This window comes from Corynebacterium fournieri (assembly GCF_030408775.1).
Lineage (GTDB): Bacteria > Actinomycetota > Actinomycetes > Mycobacteriales > Mycobacteriaceae > Corynebacterium > Corynebacterium fournieri.
Genome location: NZ_CP047210.1, coordinates 443,834 through 468,162 on the forward strand (window position 1 = coordinate 443,834; position 24,329 = coordinate 468,162).

Here is a 24,329-nt window from a genome sequence, read left to right on the forward strand (position 1 = left end):
GTGAGCGGCATGTCCGATGCCCCGATAACGCCCCTGCCCACCTCGGTGGAGCAGATGCACAAGGTCTCGCCGAAGCTGATGTGGCCGAAGTTGGTGGGCAACGCGATTTGGATGCTCATCATCTGCGGCGGGCTGTACCTGTCCTACCGGGAGTGGGGGTGGGGCTTTCTCATCCCGCTGGGGGCGTTCGCCGTCTTTTTTATCTGGCGGTTTTTCCTCATCCCGTTCCAGGTGCGCAACATGGGCTGGCTGGAAACAGACAATGAGCTGGTCTTGAGCAAGGGCAAGATGTTCCACACCATCACGGTCATTCCGTACGGGCGTATCCAGTTCGTGGATGTGGAGTCGGGCCCGATTTCGCGCCCGCTCGGGTTGAAGGAGCTGAAGGTGCACACCGCGTCGAGCTCGTCGGATTCGGACCTTCCGGGTTTGCTCGCAAAGGACGCGGATGCGCTGCGCGACCGTCTCGCCGTAAAAGCCCGCGAACGGATGAGCGGTCTGTGAGCACGCTTCACACCACCCCCGGCATGGAGGGCTACCGCCAGGTCCACCGACTGACGCCGCTGCTGCGCGTGTGGGCGTTCGCACTGGCGCTGGCCACCATCGCCCTGTTCAACTTCACCATGCCTATCTATCACTGGGCGCAGCGCGAAAACGTCGGGGCGGCCGACATCGCCTGGGCGGCCGCCGGTGTGGTCGCCGCCTTCGCGGTGATCTTCGCTGTGTCCCAGATCTGGTGGCGCCGCAGCGGGTTCATCATCGGTGAGGAGGAAGTGGAGGTGCGCCGCGGCGTGCTTACCAACCAGGTCCGCTCCGCGCAGTACGACCGCGTCCAGGCCGTGGACGTCATCGAGTCGTTTGCCCCGCGCGTGTTCGGGTTGGCTTCGGTGCGCATCGAGGCCGCGGGCAACGCGCAATCCGCCATCGAGATCATGTACTTACCGCGCGACGAGGCGGAGGAGGTGCGTGCGCAGCTGCTGCGCCGCATCGGCGGCACGCAGGGGCAGCTGCCTATCGACGCCACCTCCGGCCCCCACCTCGTGCCCCCGATTCCCATCCGCAGATCCCTGATCGGCACCACCTTCCAAATGTCCACGCTGTTTACCCTCGCGTGGTCGTTTGTGCCGATCTGGACAGACCTGAACGCGGCGGCGATTATCCCGGTGGTGGTGGGCTTTCTGCCGCAGATTTGGCGCACGATCGACCAATCTTGGCGCTTTACCTGCACCAAGGAAGGGGAGATGTTCCACCTCACCTATGGGTTGGCCAATCGCCGTCGCCAAGCGGTGCCGCGCTCACGCATCCACGCGGTGCAGCTGCGCCAGCCCATGTTCTGGCGACCCTTCGGCTGGTGGACGGTCTCTGTGGTGGTGGCTGGCTACGGCTCGGAGCGCAACAAGGAGTCCGGCACGTCCAAGCTTCTGCCGGTGGGCACGTGGGAGCAGGCGAAGGCGGTGGTGGACGCGATCGGGCCGCTGACCGGCGATGACCTGACAGACCTTGCCAGCGCCGACTACCGCTCGCCGCGCAGCGCCCGCTGGGTCTCGCCGATCGACTGGAAGCGCCAGACGGTCAAGGTGCGCGACGGCGCGGTGGCCGTCACGGCCGGGCGCATCGGCCGCTGGTACCAGATGGTGGAAACCCCGCACATCCAGGAGCTGGCCTTCGAGCAGGGGCCGCTGCAGCGTTCGCTCGGGCTGGCCAACGTGGACTTAGACCTGGTGCCGGGCCCGTTCAGCGTGTCTGTGCGCGATGTGGGGGCGGACCAGGCGCGGGAGATCGTCGATAAGCTGCGAGCCCGCAAGCTCCCGCCGCTGTCAGACCCCGCCGACGAAGCCGAGCTGGCGCCACGCCTCGTAGACGGCGACTGACGCGGAGTTGGTCAGGTTCATGCTGCGCCGCGCCGGCAGCATCGGGATGCGCACCTCGCGCGTGATCCGCCGGTGGGCCAGGTGTGCTTCCGGGATGCCGTTGGCCTCGTTGCCGAACATCAGCGCGTCGCCGTCCTGGTAGGCCACCTCGTGGAAGTGGTGCTCGGTGTGCGCGGAAAACGCGAAGATGCGGGAATCCGGGATGGAGTCGAAGCAGGCGTCGATGTTCGGGTGGATGATCACGTCGGCGAGGTCGTGGTAGTCCAAGCCAGCGCGTTTGAGGTGCTTGTCGTCGAAATTGAAGCCGAGCGGTTCGACAAAGTGCAGCTGCGCGCCGGTGTTCGCCGCCAGACGGATCGCGGCGCCCGCGTTGCCGCCGATGGCCGGGTTGTCGTAGATGATGTGGAGCACGACCAAGAGTCTAGGATTGTGGCCGTGACTGCGATCAAACTGGACGGAAAACTCTACCGCGAGGAGATTTTCGCGGACTTGAAGCAACGCGTCGCTCGCCTCAAGAGCGAATGCGGCATCACCCCGGGCCTGGCCACGGTGCTCGTCGGCGAAGACCCCGCCAGCCAGAACTACGTGCGCATGAAGCACAAAGACTGCGAGGAGCTGGGCATCGCCTCGATTATGAAGGAGCTGCCGGGCGACTGCACGCAAGAGCAGCTGGAACAGCTCATTAGCGAGCTCAACAACGACCCGGCCGTGACCGGCTACATCGTCCAGCTGCCGCTGCCGAAGCACCTGGATGAAAACCGCGTGCTCGAGCTGATCGACCCGGCCAAAGACGCCGACGGTTTGCACCCGGTCAACCTGGGCAAGCTGGTGCTGGGCGAGCCAGCCCCGCTGCCGTGCACCCCGAACGGCTCCATCAAACTGCTGGAGCGTTTCGGCGTGGACCTTGACGGCGCGATCGTGTGCGTCATCGGCCGCGGCGTGACCGTGGGCCGCCCGATCTCGCTCATGCTGACTTCCCGCGACGTCAACGCCACCACGGTGCTGTGCCACACCGGCACGAAGGACCTCGCCGCGGAGACGCGTCGGGCCGACGTGATCATCGCCGCGGCCGGCAAGCCGCACATGATCACCGCCGACATGATCAAAGAGGGCGCGGCGCTTCTCGACGTCGGAGTCTCCCGCGTCGACGGCAAAACCGTCGGCGACCTGCACCCGGACGTGTGGGAAAAGGCCGGCTGGGTCTCGCCGAACCCGGGCGGTGTGGGCCCGATGACGCGCACGTTCTTGGTGCGCAACATCGTGGAAAACGCCGAGCGCCAGGCTGGTGTCCAGCAGGGTGGGCAGTAGCAAAATCCAGCTGCCTGGTGCGGAGATGCCGCCGGGCTTGACGCTGGACAACCCCCATGACCGCGGCAACGCCGCCTCGCCGCTGCCGCTTGCGGTGCAGCGCGCGATGGTGGCGCTGTTTGTCGTGGGGTTTGTGCTTTCGGGGGTGTACGCGGCGACGGAGCATTGGCGCCGCGCCACGTTCACACTGGGTGCGGCCATGCTGTGGCTGACCCTGATGCGCCTGACGTGCGATTCGAAGGTGATCGGCCTTGTCGCAGTGCGCTCCAAGCGCTACGACGCGATGTTTACCACCGCGTTGGGGGCTGCGATGCTGTGGCTGTCGTGGTCGGTGGACGCGCTGGGGTCCTGAAACAGTAGTTCAGAAACATTGTGAAACTTCAAGATTCACCTGTTGTTTAACTGTGTGTCGGCGGGGGTTCAGCTTCACGCCCTAGGGTGCCACGGGTGAATTTGAAAAGTGGAGAAGTCGATACAGCTGGCGCCACCGCGCAGGTGACGCTTCGCGGGGTGCGTCGCGAGTTCGCGGACGGCACCGGTTTGCACGAGACCTCCCTGGACATCGCTAAGGGCGAGTTCGTCTCGATCCTCGGGCCTTCGGGCTGCGGCAAGTCCACGCTGTTGCGCTGCATCGCGGGTTTGGAAACGCCGGATGCCGGGGTGATCGAATTCGCCGGGCACGAAGTCTTTGGCCCTTCCGTGAACGTGCCGGTGAACAAGCGCAACCTGTCCATGGTCTTTCAGGACCTCGCGTTGTGGCCGCACATGACCGTGGCCAAGAATGTCGAATTCCCGCTAACCACCGGCAAGCAGAAGGTATCCAAGGCGGAGCGCGAACAGCGCGTTTCCCGTGCGATGGACATGGTGGGCATCAGCGCGAAGGCCGAGCAGCGGCCGAATGAGCTCTCCGGCGGGCAGCAGCAGCGCGTGGCTATCGCGCGTGCGCTGGTTTCGGATCCGGAGCTTTTGCTTATGGACGAGCCCCTGTCGGCCCTCGACGCAGCACTGCGCACTCAAATCCGCTCTGAGCTGACCCGCTTGGCCTACGAGCTCAACCTCACCGTCATCTACGTCACCCACGACCAATCCGAGGCGCTGGCCATGTCGGACCGGGTGGCGGTGATGGACGCCGGCAACGTTCGCCAGTTCGCCGACCCGGTGGAGCTCTACGACCATCCGGCGGACGACTTCGTCGCCGGCTTTGTCGGCGTGACAAACACGCACGAGACCCTCCCCTCGAATAGGCCGGAGGATGTCGAGGTCACCCCGCTGCATGGAAAGCGTCCGGATGTACTTCCGGCGAACTCCATCCTCGGCGAGGTGGTGGAGAGCCAGTACACCGGCGGGCGCTACGAAATCCGCAGCGTCGTGCCGGGTGCGCCCGAGCCCTGGCTGGCCTACACCAGGCACCGCTTGGGCCGCGGCGACGACGTGTTGCTGACGGTCACCCCACGTTCCTAACCCCAGTTTCCCTTATGTAGGAGTATCCCGAAATGAAGAAGATCATCGCTGCGCTCGCGGGCGCATCCGCCGCGTTCGGCCTGGTGGCCTGTGGTTCCGTCGAATCCAACGGCACCTCCGAGTCCACCACCGCGAGCAATGAGACCGTCGCAGCCGAGCAGTGGAAGGCGCCGGAAGGCCTGTCCGGATCCATCGACTACTACTCTGCAAACCCGCAGGGCCTGACCGATGCGCTTGTCGAGGCTTTCCAGGACCGCACCGGCGTGACCGTCAACGTGTTCGCTGGCACCACCGGCGAGGTCACCGCCAAGATCAAGGCAGAGGAGGCCAACCCGCAGGCGGACGTGGTCTACCTCGCATCCTGGAACGCGGCCAACAAGCAGGCTGAAACGGGCGCGCTGGAGGCGTACAAGCCGGAAAACGTCGAGAACGCCAACGCCGATTGGAATGCTGCCGACGACACCTTCCACGGCCGCGACGGTTCCGCTTTGGCGCTGGTTGCCAACACCGACGTGGTCTCCGACATCCCGACCGACTGGGAGGATCTGGCAGACCCGAAGTACAAGGACCAGGTGATCATGCCCGACCCGCGCGAGTCCGGCACCGCAGCCGATCTCTTGGCCGCGATGACCTCCGAGTGGGGCGAGGACAAGACTTGGGAGCTGTTTGACAAGCTCTTCGATAACGGCATGATCGTCCAGGGTGCGAACGGCCCGGCGCTTGACCAGGTCACCTCCGGCTCCAAGGGCATCGTCTTCGGCGGCGTGGACTACTCCGCGTACTCCGCCAAGGGCAAGGGTGAGCCGCTCGAGGTTGTCATCCCGTCTGCCGGCACCACGGTTACCCCGCGTCCGGTGATGATCATGAAATCCTCCGACAACATGGACGCCGCGAAGGCGTTTGTGGACTTCATGTTCTCCGAGGAAGCGCAGCAGATCTCCGCGTCCAAGAACATGATCCCGGCGAACAAGAACGTGGACCCGAAGAACGGCCCGAAGCTGGCGGACATCGAGCAGATTTCCGACGACTGGGCCGCCATCTCCAAGGAATCCAAGGGTGTTCGCGAGCAGTTCGCTGAGCGCTACCTGAAGTAAAAGGCAGCAATGACGACGAAGACGAAGACGACAACCAACCCCGGGGTGTACCCGGTCTTGGTTATCCTGCTGGTCCTGGTCGCGGCACCGCTGGCGTCCGTCCTGATCACGGCGGTCACCGGGTACCGCGGGGAGGATTCCGCGCTGGAGACGCTCCTGCGGCCGGAGATGCTGCAGGTCATCCGCAACACGGTGTGGCTTTCCGTCCTCGTCGTCTTCTTCGCCACCCTGTTTGCGGCACCGCTGGCATTCTTCCGCGCCTGGACGCCCATGCGGCGCGCCGGGTGGGTGGAAGTGCTGGTCATGGTGCCGTTTATGACCCCGCCGTTCGCCGCGGCAATGGCGTGGATGGACTTCACCCGCTTGCGCGGCGTGGCGGACATGCTTTTGGGGCCGACGCTTGGCGACGCCGTCCGGTCCGCCATCAATTCCGTGTGGGGCATGGGCTTCATCATGGCCGCCGAGCTGTTCCCGTTCCTCTATTTGATCCTGCGCAACGCGTTCGCGTCGATCCCCGCCTCGCAGCTGGAGATGGCGCAGGTGGCGGGTGCCAGCCGGTGGCAGCAGTTCAGCCGCGTGGTCGTCCCCGCAGTGGTCGGGCCCTATTCGCTCGGCGCGCTCATCGTCTTCATCAAGGCCGCCGGCGAGTTCGGCACCCCGGTCACCCTCGGCAACGCGATCGGTTACGAGGTGCTTGTCTCCTCGATTTACCAGGACGTGACCATCGACCCGCTGAACTTCTCCAAAGCGGCGGCCTCCTCGAGCGTGCTGTTCACCCTCGGCGTGATGGCGTGGGCGGTGCAGCAATGGGCCGGCCGTGGGGTACTGGCCTCCGGTGGCAGGGTGTCGAGGGCGGTCAACCTTCGGCCGTCGAGAAGCATGATGGCCCTTGCCTGGGTGTACACCGCGATCGTGTTCACCTTGAGCGTGTTTATCCCGTACATTTCCATCATTCTGGCGGCGATGACCATCCTGCGCTCCAAGCCGCCGACACTGGACAACCTTACGTTCGATTACTTCCAGATCGTGCTGAGCATGCCGTCTGGCCTGGAGGCGCTGACACGCTCCATCGCGCTTGGCGCAATCGGCGCGACCACCGCGGTGATTCTGGCACTTGCGGTAACGGTGTTTACCATGCGCAGCCGTCGCTGGCCTGCGCGCTTCTCCGACTTCTTGGCCGTCGCCCCGGATACTGTGCCCGGCATCGTGCTGGCCATCGGCTTCATCCTGCTGTGGAACTCGCCGAAGCTGCCGTTTACCCCTTACGGCTCGCAGCTGATCCTAGTGATGGCGTTTACGGTGCTGTTCGTGCCCATGGCGGTGCAGAACATCAAGACCTCCGCCGCCTCCATGTCGCCGACGCTCTCGGAGGCCTCCGCCGTGGCTGGCGCGACGTCTTGGCAGACCTTCACCCGCGTCACCCTGCCCATGCTCGCGCCGGGCATCCTCGCCGGCTGGCTGCTCGCGTTCTTCGTGGGCATCCGCGAGCTAGTCATGTCCTCGCTGATCCGGCCGACGAGCATCAACCTGCTTGCGCCGTGGATTATGAACCAGTTCGAGCAGGGGCACCGCGCCGAAGCCATGGCCATGACGCTGATCGGCGTGGGCACCTCCACCGTCGTGCTGGTGCTGATCCGGTGGTGGCAGGGCAGAAGTAGCGCACACGTTCGGTAACCCGACGCTGCGTGTCGGCGGGCTTCGTAGGGTTGAAGCTGTCGTTTCCCCAGGAGGTCCCGCATGACAGATTCCCGCCCGAGTTACTTCGCACTCACCACCGACGTCCCCGGCGCCGAGGTTGAGGTGACCGTGATGGTGCAGTCGCTTTTTTACGACGCCCCGTCGCCACAGCAGGTTGAATTCGCCCGGGAGCTTTCGGCAACGCTGACAGCAGTCGCGTCCGAATACACGCCGGTGGAGCCGTGGCGCACCGAGTCCTTGGACGCCTACCTCCTGTTGGCCAACACCCACCAGTTGCTGGACCTCGCACGCAATTCTGTGGACGCCACCCCTTCGCAGGCGCGCCGCTACTTCGCGGAAGCCGCCGACAACCTCGAGGTACTCAAGGAGTGGGACCCGCGCTTTACCAACGCCTACTACCAGGCCAGGAAGTGCGAACAGGCGGCGGGCAACTTCCTCATGGATGAACTCGAGGATTTTCACGATTGCTTAGAGACGTGGCTGCCAGCGCGGCTGCTAAGCCACAGCCCCACAGACCAAGTCGTGGTTGTGGACGATTTGCAGACGCCAGAAAGCTTCGCCGCCACGCTCACCCCGGACCACGAGGCGGTGAGCGTGAACATTCTGGAAGCGGACGAGGTGGATACCTATAACGCTGTAGGCCGCACTGTCTACCCGGTGCCGATGTACCCGGACGGGACGATCAGGTCTCGTCTGGCCACCTCTATTTACGTCGACGGCATGCGCCTGACCTATATCGTCCACACGGACAACGAGGCGTTTCCGCTGCTGAAAGAGCTTGGCGAGGCCGCCGAGGTGTTCAGCAGCGTCACCTGCGGCTACACCCCGGTGGAGTACTACACCGAACTCGCCTACGCGAAGCAGCTGGACAACCTCGTGTATTCCTCGCGCTTCGACGAGGACGGGGTCTACCGCCGCAACCTGTTGGACATGTACGCGTACTCGCTATCGGTGATGAGCAACTTCGACGGCACGTTTGAAGTGCCCCGGGACCTGGCCCGCGCCGCGGCGCAACTCAACGAGGAAATGCGGGTCGACGCGGCAATTGAGCTGGCCCGCACGATTGGGCACTGGCTGCCGCGCGACATCACGGACCTCATCCCCCGCGGCTGGACCGACGAAGCCAACGACGAATTCTCGCTGGCGCTCGAGGAAGGGCTGAACACGCTGCCCGGACGCCGCTTTATCGTGGTGTTGGACCACCAGTCACCCGAAGAGTACGAGCAGACGCGCCTGCCCAACCGGGAGAAGCTGTACCCGATGGTGTACGGGGAAATCGCGGACGTGGACATCTTCGACCTGCGCCACACCCAGATTTTCCTGGGCGACATCTAGCTTGCGGGCTCCGCATTGCGGACAATTCGGCGGCCACCAACAGTTGGTCCGCCCCAAGCGTTCGTAAAAGTTGACATTTTGGTCCGTTCGGGTCTGTAAAACCCCAGGTCAGATTTCAGCATTGTCAACTTTTACGAAATCGCGCACCGAGGAAGCCGCGGGCTCCGCAGTCAGGCTCCGCGCCCGGATACCCTGGGGCCATGCCTCACCTCGCAGCCGCCCCCATCCTCGTTGTCGCCGACATCCACTTGGGCCGCAAGCAACACGGCGACAAGAAGACTGGGCCCGGTCTTGGTTGGGCGCTCGGCGCGCTCGAGCGAGGTGCCGTGGCCGGGGCGCGACACATGGTCATGCTGGGCGACGTCATCGACCGCAAGCGCTTCACCGATGCCACCTACGGGGAGGTGTCCCAGTTCTTTGCACGTGGATTGGAGCTGTTCGACACCGTGCTGTTTAGCGCCGGCAACCACGACGTGCACCACGACCTCTCTGGCGTCGTACCGGACGGTGTGACGGTTGCGGGGATCAGGCCGCAGACTTTCCGGGCAGGGCAGTGGGCGTTGCATACTGCTGCGGTGGAGGTCGACCGGGACCCGCGCCAGCTCGTGTCCGAGTTCCCGGAGCCTGTTGTCGGCGCGCAAAACCTAGGACTGCTGCACACCTCCGTCACCGGTGAATACTCCAACCACGAGTGCTTGCCGTGCACGCGCGACGAATTGCTCGGCTGCGGTTACGACGCATGGCTGTTGGGCCACGTTCATGAGCGGGTGACGTTATCCGATAAGCCGTTTATCGGATGGGTGGGCATGGGCCAGGGATACCTGGCCCATGCACGCGAAGGCAGGGTAGAGGTGCGCGATTTGGGCTAGATGTCGTAGGCGCCGCGCTCCGCGGCAACCTCTCGTGCGGATGGGGTTTGCCTGGTCAGGGTGATGAAGTTGCGCAGGACCCGATCCATCTGACGGGCCTCGACCAGGAAGGCGTCGTGCCCGACCGGGGAGGACAGTTTCGCCATGGCGAGCAGGTTGCCAAGGTTGCGCGAGAGGTGCTCCTGCTGGTGGTAGGGGTACAAGATGTCGGTGTCCACGCCGACGATCATGGTCGGCACTGTCGATGACGCTAGCGCCTTGTTCAGCCCGCCGCGGCCGCGCCCAAGGTCGTGGCGGTTGAGCGCTTCGGTGAGGATGACGTAGCTGGCGGCGTCGAACCGTTCGGTGAGTCTATTGCCCTGATGTTCCAGGTAGGACTGCACGGCGAAGCGCTCGCCGTCCGCGCGGAAAGGTCCGAGCGGGTTTTCGCACGCCTGGGCCGAGGTGCCGAAGCGCTCGTCGATTTCCAGCTCGCCCCGGTAGGTCAGGTGCGCGATGCGCCGAGCCGCGGCCAATCCGGCGTCGGGGGAGCGGCCAGTGCCGTGGTAGTCGCCGCCGTGCCAGTCGGGGTCGTGGGTGATGGAGGTGATCTGCGCGGTTTGGATGCCAATCTGCCAAGCGCTCGCGCGTGCGGAAACGGCGAGCACCAGCGCGTAGTCCACGGCCTCGGGGTAGAGCAGGGTCCACTCGAGGGTGCGGGCGCCGCCCATGGAGCCGCCGATGATCGCGTGCACCCGGCCGATGCCCAGCCGGGCCAAAAACGCGTGCTCGGCATGCACCATGTCGCGCATGTTGATCGCAGGAAAGCGCGAGCCCCACACCCCGCCGTCGGGGTGCTCGCTGGCGGGACCGGTGGAGCCGTAGCAGGAGCCCAGTGCGTTGGTGCAGATCACGCACCATTCGTCGGTGTCGAGCGCCTTGCCGGGCCCGACCGCTTCGCACCACCAGTCGGCGGCGTCGGAGTCGCCGGTGAGTGCATGCTCGACCAGCAGGATGTTGTTCTTGCCGCTCAGGTCGCCGCGCGGAACGCCCCACCGTCGATAGGCAATCTGCGCGTCCCGGATCACCGCGCCTGCTTCGGTGCGCACGTCGCCGATGGCGACGGTGGCCAGCTCGCCTTCCGCTGCCAGCATTTAGATCGCCGCGAAGCCGCGCTCGAGGTCCGCAATGATGTCCTCGACGTCCTCGATGCCCACGGACAGGCGCACGGTGGCCTGCGTGATGCCGGCGCGCGCAAGGCCGGCGGCATCGGACTGCGAGTGCGTCGTGGATGCCGGGTGGACCACAAGCGAGCGCACGTCGCCGATGTTGGCCAGGTTGGAGTGCAGCTTCAGCGCGTCGATGAACTTCCAGGCCGCAGTCTTGTCGTCCGTATTGCCGGCGATATCGAAGGAGAGCACCGAACCGGTGTACTTCAACCCCAGCTTCTCCTGCGTGGCCTTGTACGGTGAGCTGTCCAGGCCGGCGTAGTTGACCTTCGCCACCTTGTCGTGGGCCGCGAGGAACTCAGCGACCTTCTTCGCGTTCGCGTTGTGCCTTTCGACGCGAAGCGCAAGCGTATCTATGCCCTGCAGCGCCACCCATGCGTTGAAGGGGGAAATCGCGGCGCCAGTGTCACGCAGCACACCGGCGCGTGCGCGCAGCGAGAAAGCGGGCGCGCCGAGGTCCGCGTACTTCAATCCGTGGTACGCCGGGTCCGGGACGGTAAACAGCGGGAAGACATCCTCGCCGTCGCGCTGGACAGTCCAGTCGAACGTGCCGCCGTCGACGATCGCGCCGCCGATGGCCGCGCCGTTGCCGGTGTAGAACTTCGTGGTGGAAATGACCACGATGTCCGCGCCGAGCTCCAGCGGGCGCACCAGGGCAGCGGTGGCCATGGTGTTGTCCACGATCAGCGGCACCTGGTTGTTGTGGGCCACCTCCGCGACCGCCGGGATGTCCAAAACGTCCGCGATCGGGTTGCCGAAGGTCTCGCCGTAGAAGGCCTTCGTGTTCGGCTGCACTGCGGCCTGCCAGCTTGCCGGGTCGTCCGGGTTGTCCACGAACGTGAAGTCGATGCCCAGCTTCGGCAGCGCGTGCTGGAAGAGCGTCTCGGTGCCGCCGTAGAGGCGCGGGGAGGTGACCACGTGGTCGCCGGCCTGCGCGAGGGTGAGGATCGCGGCGGTTTCCGCGGCCATGCCGGAGCCGAACGCGGTGGCTGCCACGCCGCCCTCCAGGGAAGCGAGGCGGTCTTCCAGCGCGGACTGCGTCGGGTTGGTCAGGCGGGTGTAAATCGGGCCCGCGTCCGAAAGGTTGAAACGGTTCTCGGCGTGCTGCGCGTCGTCGAAGACGTAGCTGGTGGTCATGTAGATCGGCTGGTTGCGTGCGCCGTAATCCTGGTCCACCTGCTGGCCAGCGTGGATGGAGCGGGTGCCGAATGACCATTCGTGTGCGTTCGAGTTGTCGTACTTCTGCTTCGGGTTCGTCATGGCAAGCAATGTAGTCAGCTTGGTCTGCAAGAATGTACTAAGTGGTCTATTCGGGTTTGCTGTGCTGTGGGTTTGGATGAATAAAAATTCGCGCGGGAACCGGGGCGGGGGCGTCCGCGTCAAAGTGGCATGGGGATAGACCGGGAAAGCAAGGACACTCTGCAGAAGTGGGAAGCAACGAAGGAGGGGTTGCGGGCAGAGCTCGTCGATACGCGGAGGCTCACCCACGGGACCTTCCCCGACGGCGATTTCGTGGAACTGGAGCCGACGGTGTGGTGCCCCGCTGCGGTGTGGAAGAGGCTGCGGTACCACGAGCGGCAGTGGCTGCGGGTAGAAGCTGCAGCAATGACCAGCACCTCTGCGGTGCTGGCGGGGCGATCCGCCGCGCGGAAACTTGGGATGTGGGTGATTTCAAGCGGGGACGAGCTGGTTGAGGTGGCGCTACCGTCGCGGAGCATCTCTCAAAGCCGGGCCCGGAGCGGGGACTACACGTTCCACTGTTCGAGGCTTCGGGCAGACGACGCGCTCGTCTATGAGGGGCATAGTGTCACCACCCCGATCCGCACCTTCATCGACATCGCTCGATATCACGGGTTCATCGAAGGGCTTATCGCGGCCGATTATCTTCTGCGGCGGGGCAAAGACCCGGCCGAGATTGCGCAGGAAATCCGGCGGATGGGGCGTGCAAAGGGGATCGCAATGGCGCGGGAGTGTCTGGCGCATGCGATTCCAAACTCTGACTCTGCTTACGAGTCGCTTGCCCGGGGATTGCTTATCCAAGCCGGTATCGGGCCGGTGGTGGCGCAAGCTAAAATCGAGCACTACTTTGCGGATTTGCTCGTTGATGGGTGGCTGATCATCGAGATTGACGGCGCGGTGAAATACGAAGGCGAGGATGCCGCTGAAGTATGGAATGCGGAGTTCAAGCGACAAAAGCGCATCGGTAACAAGGGATATGTCTTTCTGCGGTTTGACCCGAAGACATTGCGTGAACACCCAGATCAATTCATTGCGGAGGTGCGTGCGACATTGGCGGGTGCCGGCCTGTTGTCGGCCCGGATGGGGTAGGTGCGGGGGTGTTTACCGCGAGGGTGCTTACTCCAGAGTGCTGGCCTAGCCAGGATGCTTACTCCTGGATGCTAGTTGCTCGAGTAGCGGGACTGGCAGAACTGCGGGTTACTTGGGGAGTAAGCACCCTCGGGTAAGCATCTAGCCGGGTAAGCACCCTCGGGTAAGCATCTAGCCGGGTAAGCATCCAGGAGTAAGCATCTCGCCGGATAGCGCAGAAAAACGGCCGGCTGCGGGTGTGCTACCCGCAGCCGGCCGGCCGGTCTCAGATCAGCGAGCTACTTCTCCAGTGCGTCGATGATCTTGTTGAAGGTCGCGGACGGGCGCATGACCGCGGAGGTCTTGTCCTCGTCCGGCCAGTAGTAGCCGCCGAGATCGGCAGCGTTGCCCTGGGCGTCCAGGAGCTCCTTGTCAATGGTCTCGGCGTTGTCGCGCAGGTCCTTCGCGATCGGGCCGAAGACCTCGGCCAGCTCGGCGTCGTCGGACTGGGCTGCCAGCGCCTCTGCCCAGAACAGGGAGAGCCAGAAGTGGGAGCCGCGGTCGTCGATCTCGTTCACCTTGCGGGACGGGGACTTGCCTTCGTCGAGAAGCTTCTCGGTGGCCTGGTCCAGCGCGGCGGCCAGGACGCCGGCTTTGTCGTTGCCGTTGGTGTTCTTCTCGTGGCGGAAGGACTCGGCCAGTGCGAGGTACTCGCCGAGGGAGTCCCAGCGCAGGTGGTTTTCTTCCTGGACCTGCTGGACGTGCTTCGGTGCGGAGCCGCCAGCACCGGTCTCGAACAGGCCACCGCCAGCCATGAGCGGGACGACAGAGAGCATCTTCGCGGAGGTGCCCAACTCCAGGATCGGGAACAGGTCCGTGTTGTAGTCACGCAGCACGTTGCCGGTCACGGAGATGGTGTCCTCGCCGCGGCGGATGCGCTCCACGGAGGTCTTAGTTGCCTCGACCGGGGAGGCGATGGAGATATCCAGGCCCTCGGTGTCGTGATCCGCCAGGTACTTGTTCACCAGCTCGATCAGGTTGCGGTCGTGCGCGCGCTCCTCGTCCAGCCAGAAGATGGTCTTCATGCCGGACAGGCGTGCGCGGTTGACGGCCAGCTTGACCCAATCCTGGATCGGGGCGTCCTTGGTCTGACATGCGCGCCAGATGTCGCCTGCCTCAACGTCGTGCTCGATGAGCACGTCGCCGGCGGAGTTGACCACCTGGACCTTGCCGTCGGCCGGGATCTTGAAGGTCTTGTCGTGGGAGCCGTACTCCTCGGCCTTCTTCGCCATCAGGCCCACGTTCGGCACCGTGCCCATGGTGGTCGGGTCGTACGCGCCGTTTGCGCGGCAGTCGTCGATCACGGTCTGGTACACACCGGCGTAGGAGGAATCCGGGATGACGGCCAGGGTGTCCTGCTCCTGGTCGTCGGCGTTCCACATGTGGCCGGAGGTACGGATCATCGCAGGCATGGACGCGTCGATGATCACGTCCGACGGCACGTGCAGGTTGGTGATGCCCTTGGCGGAGTTGACCTGCGCCAGCGCCGGGCCGTCCTGCAGGGCCTTGTCGAAGGCGGCGCGGATCTCCTCGCCGCCCTCCAGCTCGGACAGGCCCTCGTAGATTGCGCCGAGGCCGTTCTCGCCGTCCAGGCCGGCGGCGAGGAGCTGCTCGCCGTACTTGTCGTAGACGTCCTTGAAGAAGGCGCGCACGACGTGGCCGAAGATGATCGGGTCGGAGACCTTCATCATGGTGGCCTTCAGGTGCGCGGAGAAGAGCACGCCATCTTCCTTCGCCTTTTGGACGGAGTCCAAAAGGAAGGCGTCCAGTGCCTTGGCGGACATGTAGGTGCCGTCGATGACCTCGCCGGCTTCAACCTTGAGGCCGTCCTTCAAGATCTTCTCGTCACCGCCTGCGGTGACGAGCTTGATGGTCAGGGTGTCCGCCTCCGGCATGATCACGGACTTCTCGTTGTGGCGGAAGTCTCCAGCATCCATGGTGGCCACGTTGGTCTTGGAATCGGAGGACCACTCGCCCATGGAGTGCGGGTGCTTCTTGGTGAAGTTCTTCACGGCCTCCGGTGCACGGCGGTCGGAGTTGCCTTCGCGCAGCACCGGGTTCACGGCGGAGCCCTTGACTGCGTCGTACTTGTCCTGGGCATCCTCGTAGTCCGGGATGTCAAAGCCGGCGGCCTGCAGCTCGGCGATGGCCTTCTTCAGCTGCACCAGGGAAGCGGAGATGTTCGGCAGCTTGATGATGTTAGCTTCCGGCGTCTTCGCCAGCTCGCCGAGCTGCGCCAGCGCGTCGTCGACCTTCTTGTCGCCGAGGCGGTCCGGGAACTGCGCGAGGATGCGGCCGGCCAGCGAGATGTCGGCGGTGTCCACGTCGATGCCGGCGCGGGAAGCGAACGCCTCCACGATCGGCTTGAGGGAGTAGGTCGCCAAAAGCGGCGCTTCGTCGGTGCGGGTCCAAATGATCTTCGCCATAATGCTCCTCAGGTTTAAGGTGTCTGACTTCAGCCAACCAGACTACTAGGGTCGTCACACATGAGTCTCACAATCGCGTCGGTCAACGTCAACGGCATCCGCGCCGCCACCAAAATCCGCAACGAGGACAATCCGGGCATGCTCGCCTGGCTGACACAAACGCCGGCCGATGTGGTGCTTATGCAGGAGGTTCGCGCCACCGCCGATCAGGCTCGCGCCGCGTTGGCGCCCGCGCTCGAGCAGGGGTGGCACCTTGCCGTCGCCCCCGCGGAGACCCCTGGGGCGAAGGGACGCGCGGGTGTGGGCATTCTTTCGCGCACGCCGCTTGACGACGTCGCCTTCGGCATCCCCTCCTTCGAAGACGCCGGCCGCTTCATCGCCGCCACCCTGCCCGGCGGCACCCGCGTCGGTTCCCTCTACCTGCCCTCCGGCTCTGCCGGCACGGCCAAGCAGGACGAGAAGTACCGCTTCCTCGACGAGTTCGAGCCGCTGCTGGAGCAATGGGCCGGCGAATACCCCGACATGGTCATCGGCGGCGATTGGAACATCTGCCACCGCCGCGAGGACCTGAAAAATTGGAAGACGAACCGCAAGAAGTCCGGCTTCCTGCCGCACGAGCGTGCATTCATGGACGCGGTGTTCGGCTGCTTCCCGGACGAAGAAGCGCAGGACGTCGAGCAGAAGGCCGACCCGGTGTGGGCTGGGGCGGTGGAGTATGCGACCGGAGGGCGTCGCCAAGCAAACAGCTCCCCGCAGTGGTTCGACGTGGCGCGCAGGCTGCAGCCGCAGGACGCGCCGTACACCTGGTGGACCTTCCGCGGCCAGGCCTTCAACAATGACGCCGGTTGGCGCATTGACGTGCAGGCGGCCACCGCCAACATGCTCGAGCGCGCCGAGCGCACGTGGGTGGACAAGGCTCCCGCGGTGGAGCAGCGGTGGTCCGATCATTCGCCGCTCGTGGTGGAGTACCGTTGATTGTGTGAAGAAGGCAGCGATTGGACTGATTGTGGCGCCGGTCATGTTACTGGCGGCGTGCGCGTCGGACGATCTGACGCTGGATAAGGCGCTGGGTGGTGATTCCGACGCCGCAACGGTCGATCTCGCGGAGGCGTACCCGGCCGCGAAGAGCCTGTTCATCGTGTGCACTTCGGACGACGCTGCGGTGGCGGACGTCTTCGGCAGAAACGTTCTGGAAGAGCCCCGCGACGACGAGAATTGGATGGTGCAGCAGCGCTTCGACAGCGTGATTCTCCCGGAGGCCTACAAGCGCGACGAGGTCGATCTGTGCAAGGGCGACCGCGAGGGTATCCGCGAGGTGACCAACGAGCAGATCGACTTCCAACTTGAGGGCGACAAGTGGGTGCTGCAGGGCGTGCACGGTACGGCGGCGCAGGATTTGAGCAGCTCGCCGGTGCAATAAAAACTTCGGGGCCAAATCACTGAACACCGTTCAAGGACGCGCTACACTGACACACGCTTGTGACGTGAACCACCAAGAACGGAGTGCAGCAACATGACTGACATCCTCGAGATCGCACGCGAAAAGGCCCTGGAAAACGGCGAGGGCCTGAACAAGGACGAGCTCGTCCAGATCCTCAACATTGAAGACGAGCGCCTGCCGGAGCTGCTGGACCTCGCCCACCAAGTGCGCATCAAGCACTGCGGCGTGGACGTCTCCCTGGAGGGCATCATCTCCCTGAAAACCGGCGGCTGCCCCGAGGACTGCCACTTCTGCTCCCAGTCCGGCCTGTTCGAGTCCCCGGTGCGCTCCGTGACCTTGGACATCAACGAGCTGGTGGAGGCCGCGAAGCAGTCCGAGAAGATGGGCGCTTCCGAGTTCTGCATCGTCGCCGCGGTCAAGGGTCCGACCCAGCAGCTGCTGGACCAGGTCGCCGAAGCCGTCACCGCCATCCAGGATGAGGTGGACATCTCCATTTCCGCGTCCCTGGGCATCCTCACCCGCGACCAGGCGCGCCAGCTGGCCAAGATGGGCGTGTCGCGCTACAACCACAACTTCGAAACCGCCGAGAGCTTCTTTCCCAACGTGGTCACCACACACACCTGGCAGGAGCGCAAGGACACCCTGGAAAATGTGCTGGCAGAGGGTATGGAAACCTGCTGCGGCGGCATCATCGGTCTGGGCGAGAGCATCGAGCAGCGCGCAGAGTTCGCCGTCCAGCTCGCGGAAATCCAGCCGCACGAGGTGCCGATGAACTTCCTCGACCCCCGCCCGGGCACCCCGTTCGCGGACCGTCCGCTGGTTCCGCAGGGCGAGGCGCTGCGCGCAGTGGCCGCATTCCGTCTGGCCATGCCGTCCACCCAGCTGCGCTTCGCCGGCGGCACCGAGCTCGCGCTTGGCGACGACGGTACCGAAGCCGGTCTCATGGGCGGCGCCAACGCGATCATCGGCGGCAACTACCTGACCACGTTCGGCCGCCCGATGGAAAAGGACCGCGACGCGGTGGACCGCGTGATGGAAGGCGCGACTCCGGGTGTGAACCTGGGCATCACCCCGGTGGGCGAGAAGCAGAACTCCGGCCACGGCGTGCTCTACGACACCATCAAGTCGCTCTAGAAATCTCCCCGCGCATGAAGATTCCCGACAACACCGATCTCGCCGATGCCGTTTTGTCCGGCGAAATCGCCTGGCCGCTCGACCCGGCCCGCCCCTACGACGCGCCGCGCATCTGCCCGCTGTGTGGCCGGCGCATGGTGGTGAAAATTTCGCCGATGGCGTGGGAGGCGGCCTGCTCCCGCCACGGCCTGCTGCGCTCCGAGTGGGTGGAGAAGTAGCAGGGGCGGGAGTGGCTGCTAGCGCACGAAGCGCCTCGTGTTGCGAAACGCCACCGCGCTGACGGCGAGTGTGACCAAGCATGCGGCGCTTACGCCACCGACGGCGGCGGTGTACCAATCGTCTACATGGGACTCAGTAGCCCAGTACAACGCGACCGCGATGAGGAACGTGGCAAATGCGGTAATGAGACCGCGCCCCGCGCCGAAGGAGGCGTAGACCAAGCCGAGCGCAACCCCCACGATGGCAGCAACGAAGAAGAACGCGATGTGGAGCAGCACCGTCCACGCCATTGACGAGGTGTCTTGCCCGGCGTTCGCCATGATGTAGGGGGCGCCGTTAGTGTCCACCCAGGGCACGTCTGCGCCGTTGGTGAAGAGGAACAGGTCATAGGCTTGGTAGTACGGGCTCTTGAACTGGTTGTAGATCGAGGATGCCGCGGTGGGGACGCCCAGCGCCACTGCCGCCACGATGGATGTGAGTGTGGCTGAGTTCATCCACGTAGTAAAGCTTGCGCCGAGCTGGTTCAACGCACTCCACTGCGCACCTGCCAGGATGAATAGGACGGTCAGTGCGAAGCCTCCGAAGACGGTCCAGAGGGAGCCATCGCCCTGGTAGAAACGGCCCAGCGGGACTAGGACCAGCAAAACGGCCAGTGTTGCCAGGTAGGACAGTGGTTTGAAGGGGCTGAGGAAGAGTTTCATCGTTCGGGCCTTTCCGTCGCGAGGAAGTCAATGAGTTTGGCATCGTCCGGATACTCGATGGGCAGGTCGACATCGGCCTCGCCGATAGGTTCGGCGAACGTCGCGCGTGTCGTGGGCCCGAGACTCGCTGTCTCGGCGACGGGGAAGCGGGCGATAAGGTCTTTGATCTCGGCGGTGGGGCCGGTGACCGTTGGAAAGCACAGGCGGGCGTCGTCGAGTGGGACTGGGCGCGAAACCACCCGATCAAACACTTGGATGACATGGGTGGCGAGACCTACGAAGTCCTCCGGGCGATGCGATGCCATCACTACGCTGCGCTGCGGGTTCTCCGCGATGTAGTCGATCAGTCTCTGGCGGACCTGTTTGCGGGTGGTGGTGTCGATGCCATCAAACGGCTCGTCGAGAAGCAACAGGTCTTTGCCGATGGCTAGGGCCACCTCAATGGTGAGTAGGCGGCGCTGCCCAACGGAGAGATCTCTGATGCGGGCGTTGGGAAAGTCTAGGTCTACGTGCGGGTAGATCGCTGCGACTGCGCGCAGGTGATCGTCCACGGTCGTGCCTGCAAACTTGGTGTCCGCACCAGCCGGGACGAACGCGGCCTGCGGGCTCATGAGCGTGTGGAGGTAGTGAGTTTTACCGGCGGCGTTCGGGCCGACCAGCGCGTAGAAGCCGGGATTCATTGGGCGCGCTCCTTTTCGATCATTGCCGTCAGCTCCTCGGTAGTGATGCCGAGTTGGTTGGCCTCATGTACAAACGGTTGGACAAAATCGCGGGCGAATGCTTCGCGACGCGTACGTAACACTTGCTCACGCGCACTCTCCAGGACGAACATGCCGAGCCCGCGGCGTTTCTCCAGCAGACCCTCGTTGAACAGTTCGGTGAGCGCTTTGGCGGAGGTGGTGGGGTTGACAGAGTGGTAGGCGGAGAGCTCGTTGGTGGACGGCACCCGGTCGCCGGGGGCGAGGGTGCCTGCGCCGATGAGGTCACGTAACTCATCTGCTATCTGTAGATATATGGGTTTACCACTCATGTGGGTAACTATAGAACTGGAAAGCCCGGCGCGTCAACCCTCTTTTTCACGAAGCGTTGGGTGAACCCGGTTGGATCGCGAAAGCTACTGGGCAGAGACGATTTCTATTAGCTGTTGGCCGGGTGTGGCCCACTGAACTGCGACATTAGGGGAGCGCCGAGACAGTGCAGGCGAGAAGTGCCGCCTGGAGAACGGTGATGCGCATGGCTAGAGGTCGAAGGATGCTGCGCGGAGAATGTCCGGCGTAATGGGAACCTTGCCTTTTCCTTCTTTATCGCGCTTCACGATGAGCTTGGCCGCGGCGATCTGGCTCCGGGAAAACTCCGGCTTCGGAGACTGAATTTCTCTAGCTTTGGATCGGGCTGTCATCGCTGCTCCTCAAAAGGCGTGTTGGGATTTCGGAACACGGCGGTCAAGATCGCGTCGATTACCTCGTGCTGGTCGGCAGGGATTTCCGACTGCCTGTCGATGGAATCGAGAATAGCAATCCCCGCCTCAACTTCACGCTCGCTCGAGGCGTTGCACATGTCAGTCGCCCAGCGAAGCATCGTGTGCCACTCCTTAACGCGGTCCAGCTTTTGCGAATTATCGAGTGTTTGCGAAACCCCGAGCCAAGCAATGCAAGCAGCTCCAAGAGGCCCGATGATGCGAGACGCGAAGTCGAGCACCATCCAGGCTTCTTCGGCCGAACGTGTTGCATTACTGACAGCAAATCCGAGAGAAACAGCAACTGCGAGCGCTGTAAGCAACCAAGGTCTGTCTGATTTTGTAAGAGCCAACGTGTACTCCTTCTGTGGACGGCATTAAAGAGTTAGACGCGCCCGCACCGCCACCGGTTCCCTCCCCGCACCGGACCACTACTATGAACCCCATGCAACGCGTGCTTTCCGGAATCCAGCCCACTGCCGACTCCTACCACCTGGGTAACTACCTCGGGGCGCTGAAGCAGTGGATTGACCTGCAGGACGGCTACGACGCCTTCTACTTCATCCCGGACCTGCACGCGATTACCGTGGACCAGGATCCGGAAGAACTGAGAAACCGCACGCTCGCCGGCTGCGCGCAGCTGATCGCGCTGGGCATCGACCCGGAGCGCTCCACCTTGTTCGTGCAGTCGCACGTGCCCGAGCACGCCGAGCTGACGTGGGTGCTGCAGTGCCTGACCGGCTTCGGCGAGGCGAGCCGCATGACGCAGTTCAAGGACAAGTCCGCCAAGCAGGGCCAGGACCGCACCTCCGTGGGGCTGTTCACCTACCCGGTGCTCATGGCCGCGGACATTCTCCTGTACTCCCCGCAGCTGGTGCCGGTGGGGGAGGATCAGCGCCAGCACCTGGAGCTGACCCGCAACCTCGCGGAGCGCTTCAACTCCCGCTACGGCAAGACCTTCACCGTGCCGGAGGGCATGATCGTTGAGGGCGCGGCGAAGATCTACGACCTGCAGGATCCCACCTCCAAAATGTCCAAGTCGGGTGCGAACCCGAAGGGCATTGTGAACCTGCTGGACGCGCCGAAGACGTCTGCAAAGCGCATCCGCTCCGCCGTCACCGACAACGACGGCGTGATCGCCTACGACAAGGAGAACAAGCCGGGCGTGTCCAACCTGCTGGTCATCCAGTCGGAGCTGACTGGCAAGCCTATCGAAGACCTCGTCGCCGGCTACGAGGGCCAGGGCTACGGCGCACTCAAGGTCGACACCGCAGAAGCACTCGAAGCGTTCACCACGCCGCTTCGCGCCCGCTACGACGAGCTGATGTCCGACCGCGGTGAGCTCGAGACCATCCTGGCCCGCGGTGCCGAACGCGCCCGCGAGGTCGCGGCCCCGCTGTTGGCCGACGTGTATGACAAGGTCGGGTTCCTCCCCCCGAAGCGCTAGGGGCTCGCGGCGGGGCCGGGGGCCGCATCCGGTGTAGCCTCAGCGCTTGGCTCGCGCAGCCCGCAGACCGTTCAAGATGACGATGACTTCAGCGACCTCGTGAACCAACACGACGGCTGCCAGGCCTAGCACGCCGCTGATCGCAAGCGGCATCAACACGATGATGATGGCCAGGGACAGCACGATGTTCTGGTTGATGATCCTGCTGCCTCGGCGGGCGTGCTGCAGCGCCTGCGGGATCAGTCGGAGGTCGTGGCCGGTGAAGGCGACGTCAGCGGAATCGATTGCGGCGTCAGAGCCGGTCGCTCCCATCGCTATGCCCACCGTCGCGCCCGCCAGTGCCGGCGCGTCGTTGATGCCGTCGCCGATCATCGCCGTCGGTGTCTTGGAGGAGAATTCGGCGACGATGCTTGCCTTGTCCTCAGGGCGCAGCTCAGCGCGCACGTCGTCGATTCCGGCGATTTCAGCCAGCGCCCGGGCGGTGCGAGTGTTGTCGCCGGTGAGCATGCTCACTTCCACGTCTTTGGAGCGCAGGGTCTGCACGGCTTCGGGAACCTCGGGCCGCAGCTCGTCGCGGACCCCGATCGCTCCGGCGAGGGTGTCATCGACGGTGACCAGGACGCAGGTCTGGCCCTCGGACTCCATGCGCTCAACGTCTGCCTTCAGTGGCCCGGCGTCGATCCACCGGGGGCTGCCCACCAGCACCCGTCGACCTTCGACGGTGCCGCCGATGCCATGCCCGGCTTCCTCGCTGATGTCCAGGGCGGCGGGCGCTTCGGGCCCCGCTGCCGCGATCGCCGCGGCGAGGGGGTGCGTCGATTGCCGCTCAACTGCCGCCGCAAAAGTAAGCACCTGCGCCCGATCAAACCCGTCTGCTGGGACCACGCCCGTAACCTCGGGCTGGTTGCGGGTGAGGGTTCCGGTCTTGTCCACCGCCAGGTGACGGATGCCGCCGAGCCGCTCGAACGCCGCGCCGGACTTGATGACCACGCCGAACTGGCTGGCCGCGCCGATCGCGGCCACGACCGTCAGCGGCACGGAGATTGCCAGCGCGCACGGCGACGCTGCGACCAGAACCACCAACGCACGGGTGATCCACGTCTCGGGGTCGCCCAGCAGCGAGCCGATCACGCCGACTAGCACCGCCAGGATCATCACCCCGGGCACTAGGGGTTGGGCAATCCGGTCGGCGATCCGGGCGCGGTCGCCCTTTTCCGCCTGCGCCTGCTCGACCAGGTCCACGAGTGTGGTTAGTGAGTTGTCCGTTCCAGCTGCGGTCGTCTCGACTTCCAGCACACCGGCGGAGTTGATCGCTCCCGCGGGCACCTCGTCGCCGGGCGCAACCTCCTCCGGAATCGATTCTCCGGTGATCGCTGAGGTGTCAAGGCTGGAGCGCCCAGACCGAATGATGCCGTCCGTGGCGATCCGCTCTCCGGGGCGCACGAGCATCAGTTCACCAGCCACGAGGTCCTTCGCTGCGACCTCGACCGACGTGCCGTCGCGCAGCACCGTCGCGGTTTGCGGTACCAACTTCAACAGTGCCCGCAGTCCGCCCTGCGCCCGATCCATCGCCTTGTCTTCCAGTGCCTCGGCGATCGAGTACAGGAACGCTAGCGCCGCGGCCTCTCCGACGTAACCGAGGATTACCGCGCCGACCGCGCTGATCGTCATCAGCAAACCAATGCCGAGCTTGCGTTTCGTGACAAGGTTCCGGATCGCGCCGGGCGCGAACGTATACGCCCCTAGCAGCAGGCCGACCCAGAACAGTACTGTCGCGGGTGTCTCTAGCCCGGACCAGTCCAGCGCTAGGCCTATGCAGAGGGCTATGCCGGAGAAGATCGGCAGTAGCAACTCGGGGTCTTTCCACCATGGCCGATCGAGCTCTTCGATCTCCGTGGCGGGTTCGTGTTCGCATCCACACGCCGAGCTCATGCATCCGCTCCCTTCTCGCCGCAGCCGGGCACTGAGCACTCAGGGTCGATGCACGGGGCGTTTTCGTCGACAGCCAACGTCGCGTTCACCAGCGCGTTGAGCGCTGCCGCGAGGTGCGGATCGGCGATTTCGTAGCGTGTCTTGCGGCCCTCCGGCTCGGCTACGACGATGCCGCAGTCACGCAGACAGGTCAGGTGGTTCGAGACGTTCGAGCGGGTCAGGTCCAGGTCGCGCGAAAGCACGGCCGGGTAGCTCGGGCCGTCGAGTAGTGTCATCAGGATTCTGGAACGCGTCGGATCCGCCATGGCCCGGCCGAGCCGGTTCATGACGTCGAGGCGTGAAGCAATAGTCAGCATGTACTG

The 24,329-nt window shown here is 64.5% G+C and carries 26 protein-coding genes; 15 read left to right on the top strand and 11 right to left on the bottom strand.

The genetic code is table 11. The features are described 5' to 3' along the window. Window positions 1–9 precede the first annotated feature (9 nt). Entirely contained in the window at window positions 10–504 is a 495-nt protein-coding gene (locus CFOUR_RS02160) for a PH domain-containing protein (RefSeq protein WP_230471812.1), read from the top strand. Next, a complete protein-coding gene (locus CFOUR_RS02165; protein ID WP_230471813.1) occupies window positions 501–1,871 on the top strand; it encodes a PH domain-containing protein in 1,371 nt (456 codons plus the stop codon). Before CFOUR_RS02160 ends, CFOUR_RS02165 begins: the two co-directional genes overlap by 4 nt. On the opposite strand, the gene CFOUR_RS02170 is transcribed toward CFOUR_RS02165, so the two are convergent. Next, a complete protein-coding gene (locus CFOUR_RS02170) occupies window positions 1,818–2,288 on the bottom strand; it encodes a tRNA (cytidine(34)-2'-O)-methyltransferase (RefSeq protein ID WP_085957676.1) in 471 nt (156 codons plus the stop codon). The genes CFOUR_RS02165 and CFOUR_RS02170 overlap by 54 nt on opposite strands. Window positions 2,289–2,306: 18 nt before the next feature. Between CFOUR_RS02170 and CFOUR_RS02175 the strand changes: the two genes are divergently transcribed. The 7 genes from CFOUR_RS02175 (at window position 2,307) to CFOUR_RS02205 (ending at window position 9,636) form a co-directional block, all read left to right on the top strand. Then, entirely contained in the window at window positions 2,307–3,179 is an 873-nt protein-coding gene (locus CFOUR_RS02175) for a bifunctional methylenetetrahydrofolate dehydrogenase/methenyltetrahydrofolate cyclohydrolase (RefSeq protein WP_085958441.1), read from the top strand. 25 nt (window positions 3,180–3,204) lie between these two features. Next, entirely contained in the window at window positions 3,205–3,531 is a 327-nt protein-coding gene (locus tag CFOUR_RS02180; protein WP_085957677.1) for a DUF3017 domain-containing protein, read from the top strand. A gap of 95 nt (window positions 3,532–3,626) precedes the next feature. Continuing rightward, window positions 3,627–4,640 (top strand): ABC transporter ATP-binding protein, encoded by a 1,014-nt coding sequence (locus CFOUR_RS02185; RefSeq protein ID WP_230471814.1) that lies wholly within the window; start codon window positions 3,627–3,629, stop codon window positions 4,638–4,640. A 32-nt stretch (window positions 4,641–4,672) separates the two neighbouring features. Continuing rightward, a complete protein-coding gene (locus tag CFOUR_RS02190) occupies window positions 4,673–5,734 on the top strand; it encodes an ABC transporter substrate-binding protein (RefSeq protein ID WP_085957679.1) in 1,062 nt (353 codons plus the stop codon). Window positions 5,735–5,743: 9 nt separating this feature from the next. Further along, window positions 5,744–7,408, top strand: coding sequence for an ABC transporter permease (locus tag CFOUR_RS02195; RefSeq protein ID WP_085957680.1), 1,665 nt, complete (start codon window positions 5,744–5,746; stop codon window positions 7,406–7,408). 63 nt (window positions 7,409–7,471) lie between these two features. Further along, window positions 7,472–8,767 carry a hypothetical protein gene (locus tag CFOUR_RS02200; protein ID WP_085957681.1) on the top strand — a complete coding sequence of 432 codons (1,296 nt, stop codon included), beginning with the start codon at window positions 7,472–7,474 and terminating at the stop codon, window positions 8,765–8,767. 200 nt (window positions 8,768–8,967) lie between these two features. Next, window positions 8,968–9,636, top strand: coding sequence for a metallophosphoesterase family protein (locus CFOUR_RS02205; RefSeq protein ID WP_085957682.1), 669 nt, complete (start codon window positions 8,968–8,970; stop codon window positions 9,634–9,636). Here CFOUR_RS02205 and metX read toward each other — a convergent pair. After that, complete coding sequence (metX, locus tag CFOUR_RS02210; protein ID WP_085957683.1) at window positions 9,633–10,769, bottom strand: homoserine O-acetyltransferase MetX; 1,137 nt, start codon at window positions 10,767–10,769, stop codon at window positions 9,633–9,635. The genes CFOUR_RS02205 and metX overlap by 4 nt on opposite strands. Further along, window positions 10,770–12,104, bottom strand: coding sequence for an O-acetylhomoserine/O-acetylserine sulfhydrylase (locus tag CFOUR_RS02215; RefSeq protein ID WP_085957684.1), 1,335 nt, complete (start codon window positions 12,102–12,104; stop codon window positions 10,770–10,772). 129 nt (window positions 12,105–12,233) lie between these two features. Between CFOUR_RS02215 and CFOUR_RS02220 the strand changes: the two genes are divergently transcribed. Continuing rightward, on the top strand, window positions 12,234–13,172 hold the full coding sequence (locus CFOUR_RS02220) for a DUF559 domain-containing protein (protein WP_085957685.1): 939 nt from the start codon (window positions 12,234–12,236) through the stop codon (window positions 13,170–13,172). A gap of 278 nt (window positions 13,173–13,450) precedes the next feature. Here CFOUR_RS02220 and CFOUR_RS02225 read toward each other — a convergent pair whose 3' ends face one another. Continuing rightward, the gene (locus CFOUR_RS02225; RefSeq protein ID WP_085957686.1) at window positions 13,451–15,637 is read right to left on the bottom strand and encodes an NADP-dependent isocitrate dehydrogenase; all 2,187 of its coding nucleotides are present in this window, start codon (window positions 15,635–15,637) and stop codon (window positions 13,451–13,453) included. A gap of 60 nt (window positions 15,638–15,697) precedes the next feature. Between CFOUR_RS02225 and CFOUR_RS02230 the strand changes: the two genes are divergently transcribed. The 4 genes from CFOUR_RS02230 (at window position 15,698) to bsaP (ending at window position 18,430) form a co-directional block, all read left to right on the top strand. Beyond that, complete coding sequence (locus CFOUR_RS02230; RefSeq protein ID WP_085957687.1) at window positions 15,698–16,612, top strand: exodeoxyribonuclease III; 915 nt, start codon at window positions 15,698–15,700, stop codon at window positions 16,610–16,612. A gap of 4 nt (window positions 16,613–16,616) precedes the next feature. Beyond that, window positions 16,617–17,057 (top strand): hypothetical protein, encoded by a 441-nt coding sequence (locus CFOUR_RS02235; protein ID WP_143339011.1) that lies wholly within the window; start codon window positions 16,617–16,619, stop codon window positions 17,055–17,057. Between the two features lie 93 nt (window positions 17,058–17,150). Further along, window positions 17,151–18,212: a biotin synthase BioB gene (bioB, locus tag CFOUR_RS02240; RefSeq protein ID WP_085957689.1), complete on the top strand. Its 1,062-nt coding sequence runs from the start codon at window positions 17,151–17,153 to the stop codon at window positions 18,210–18,212. A gap of 14 nt (window positions 18,213–18,226) precedes the next feature. After that, on the top strand, window positions 18,227–18,430 hold the full coding sequence (gene bsaP, locus CFOUR_RS02245) for a biotin synthase auxiliary protein BsaP (protein ID WP_179154827.1): 204 nt from the start codon (window positions 18,227–18,229) through the stop codon (window positions 18,428–18,430). A gap of 18 nt (window positions 18,431–18,448) precedes the next feature. Here bsaP and CFOUR_RS02250 read toward each other — a convergent pair whose 3' ends face one another. The 5 genes from CFOUR_RS02250 to CFOUR_RS02270 form a co-directional block, all read right to left on the bottom strand. Further along, complete coding sequence (locus tag CFOUR_RS02250) at window positions 18,449–19,132, bottom strand: hypothetical protein (protein WP_085957690.1); 684 nt, start codon at window positions 19,130–19,132, stop codon at window positions 18,449–18,451. Further along, on the bottom strand, window positions 19,129–19,812 hold the full coding sequence (locus CFOUR_RS02255; RefSeq protein WP_085957691.1) for an ATP-binding cassette domain-containing protein: 684 nt from the start codon (window positions 19,810–19,812) through the stop codon (window positions 19,129–19,131). Before CFOUR_RS02255 ends, CFOUR_RS02250 begins: the two co-directional genes overlap by 4 nt. Further along, window positions 19,809–20,162 carry a GntR family transcriptional regulator gene (locus CFOUR_RS02260; RefSeq protein ID WP_070614319.1) on the bottom strand — a complete coding sequence of 118 codons (354 nt, stop codon included), beginning with the start codon at window positions 20,160–20,162 and terminating at the stop codon, window positions 19,809–19,811. The genes CFOUR_RS02255 and CFOUR_RS02260 overlap by 4 nt, the downstream gene beginning before the upstream one ends. A 207-nt stretch (window positions 20,163–20,369) precedes the next feature. Further along, complete coding sequence (locus tag CFOUR_RS02265) at window positions 20,370–20,531, bottom strand: RNA helicase (protein ID WP_101494221.1); 162 nt, start codon at window positions 20,529–20,531, stop codon at window positions 20,370–20,372. Then, window positions 20,528–20,941: a hypothetical protein gene (locus tag CFOUR_RS02270; protein WP_143339012.1), complete on the bottom strand. Its 414-nt coding sequence runs from the start codon at window positions 20,939–20,941 to the stop codon at window positions 20,528–20,530. Before CFOUR_RS02270 ends, CFOUR_RS02265 begins: the two co-directional genes overlap by 4 nt. 83 nt (window positions 20,942–21,024) lie before the next feature. On the opposite strand from CFOUR_RS02270, the gene trpS reads away from it, so the two are divergent. Beyond that, window positions 21,025–22,035, top strand: coding sequence for a tryptophan--tRNA ligase (gene trpS, locus CFOUR_RS02275; RefSeq protein ID WP_085957693.1), 1,011 nt, complete (start codon window positions 21,025–21,027; stop codon window positions 22,033–22,035). Window positions 22,036–22,074: 39 nt separating this feature from the next. Here trpS and CFOUR_RS02280 read toward each other — a convergent pair whose 3' ends face one another. Next, complete coding sequence (locus CFOUR_RS02280; RefSeq protein WP_290179818.1) at window positions 22,075–23,967, bottom strand: heavy metal translocating P-type ATPase; 1,893 nt, start codon at window positions 23,965–23,967, stop codon at window positions 22,075–22,077. Beyond that, window positions 23,964–24,323: a Cd(II)/Pb(II)-sensing metalloregulatory transcriptional regulator CmtR gene (cmtR, locus tag CFOUR_RS02285; protein ID WP_034662574.1), complete on the bottom strand. Its 360-nt coding sequence runs from the start codon at window positions 24,321–24,323 to the stop codon at window positions 23,964–23,966. The genes CFOUR_RS02280 and cmtR overlap by 4 nt, the downstream gene beginning before the upstream one ends. Window positions 24,324–24,329: the final 6 nt, after the last annotated feature.

Coding starts and splice junctions, on each gene's coding strand:
- CFOUR_RS02160 (WP_230471812.1), top strand. CDS start 10: ATGTCCGATGCCCCGATAACGCCCCTGCCCACCTCGGTGGAGCAGATG.
- CFOUR_RS02180 (WP_085957677.1), top strand. CDS start 3,205: ATGCCGCCGGGCTTGACGCTGGACAACCCCCATGACCGCGGCAACGCC.
- CFOUR_RS02190 (WP_085957679.1), top strand. CDS start 4,673: ATGAAGAAGATCATCGCTGCGCTCGCGGGCGCATCCGCCGCGTTCGGC.
- CFOUR_RS02195 (WP_085957680.1), top strand. CDS start 5,744: ATGACGACGAAGACGAAGACGACAACCAACCCCGGGGTGTACCCGGTC.
- CFOUR_RS02200 (WP_085957681.1), top strand. CDS start 7,472: ATGACAGATTCCCGCCCGAGTTACTTCGCACTCACCACCGACGTCCCC.
- CFOUR_RS02205 (WP_085957682.1), top strand. CDS start 8,968: ATGCCTCACCTCGCAGCCGCCCCCATCCTCGTTGTCGCCGACATCCAC.
- metX (WP_085957683.1), bottom strand. CDS start 10,769: ATGCTGGCAGCGGAAGGCGAGCTGGCCACCGTCGCCATCGGCGACGTG.
- CFOUR_RS02215 (WP_085957684.1), bottom strand. CDS start 12,104: ATGACGAACCCGAAGCAGAAGTACGACAACTCGAACGCACACGAATGG.
- CFOUR_RS02220 (WP_085957685.1), top strand. CDS start 12,234: ATGGGGATAGACCGGGAAAGCAAGGACACTCTGCAGAAGTGGGAAGCA.
- CFOUR_RS02225 (WP_085957686.1), bottom strand. CDS start 15,637: ATGGCGAAGATCATTTGGACCCGCACCGACGAAGCGCCGCTTTTGGCG.
- CFOUR_RS02230 (WP_085957687.1), top strand. CDS start 15,698: ATGAGTCTCACAATCGCGTCGGTCAACGTCAACGGCATCCGCGCCGCC.
- bioB (WP_085957689.1), top strand. CDS start 17,151: ATGACTGACATCCTCGAGATCGCACGCGAAAAGGCCCTGGAAAACGGC.
- bsaP (WP_179154827.1), top strand. CDS start 18,227: ATGAAGATTCCCGACAACACCGATCTCGCCGATGCCGTTTTGTCCGGC.
- CFOUR_RS02250 (WP_085957690.1), bottom strand. CDS start 19,132: ATGAAACTCTTCCTCAGCCCCTTCAAACCACTGTCCTACCTGGCAACA.
- CFOUR_RS02255 (WP_085957691.1), bottom strand. CDS start 19,812: ATGAATCCCGGCTTCTACGCGCTGGTCGGCCCGAACGCCGCCGGTAAA.
- CFOUR_RS02260 (WP_070614319.1), bottom strand. CDS start 20,162: ATGAGTGGTAAACCCATATATCTACAGATAGCAGATGAGTTACGTGAC.
- CFOUR_RS02265 (WP_101494221.1), bottom strand. CDS start 20,531: ATGACAGCCCGATCCAAAGCTAGAGAAATTCAGTCTCCGAAGCCGGAG.
- trpS (WP_085957693.1), top strand. CDS start 21,025: ATGAACCCCATGCAACGCGTGCTTTCCGGAATCCAGCCCACTGCCGAC.
- CFOUR_RS02280 (WP_290179818.1), bottom strand. CDS start 23,967: ATGAGCTCGGCGTGTGGATGCGAACACGAACCCGCCACGGAGATCGAA.
- cmtR (WP_034662574.1), bottom strand. CDS start 24,323: ATGCTGACTATTGCTTCACGCCTCGACGTCATGAACCGGCTCGGCCGG.